Source organism: Pseudomonas brassicae, assembly GCF_010671725.1.
GTDB lineage: Bacteria > Pseudomonadota > Gammaproteobacteria > Pseudomonadales > Pseudomonadaceae > Aquipseudomonas > Aquipseudomonas brassicae.
The window spans coordinates 1-519 of the sequence record NZ_JAAHBU010000305.1 but is presented as its reverse complement, the minus strand read 5'-3'; the positions used below and the strand labels follow the sequence as shown (position 1 = coordinate 519).

Here is a 519-nt window from a genome sequence, read left to right as displayed (position 1 = left end):
CCAGCCGATAGGTGCGCATGAATGGGGCTCCAGGACTTCGCAAAGGCGCGTATTCTAACGATTGCCCAGCAAAACTGCAGTAGTGATTGCATACCGTGTATCCGTCGCGCGCCTGCGCCTGCCCGGCGCCCTGCAGCGTGCGGGGTTCACATTAAAGTTATTTAACAATTGAAAGGACAATTGAGAGTTCCCGTGCGCACAATACCCTTGCACTTATGAAGGTATTGAGCAGGGTTCAAGGTTTAATGTTTACTTGCATTAACTGTCTGACTATTATTGCCACACCGCAGTCCTGCTTCCCTTCAATCCAAGGAATACCTCATGTCCCTGATCAACGAATATCGCGCCACCGAAGAAGCCATCAAAGAACTGCAGGCCCGCCTGAAGAATCTGTCCGAAGACAACAAGCTGAAAACAGAGCTGGAATTCGAAGCCAAACTGCGCGAGCTGATGGGCGAATACTCCAAATCGCTGCGTGACATCATTGCCCTGCTGGACCCGGAAGCCAAACTGAACAAG

General features: G+C 51.3%; 1 protein-coding gene. It reads left to right on the top strand.

Translation table 11 applies throughout. From position 1 onward, the window contains the following. Window positions 1–321 precede the first annotated feature (321 nt). Window positions 322–519, top strand: a 198-nt coding sequence (locus G3436_RS19525; protein ID WP_338001290.1) for a histone-like nucleoid-structuring protein, MvaT/MvaU family, incomplete at its 3' end; no start/stop codon positions are given.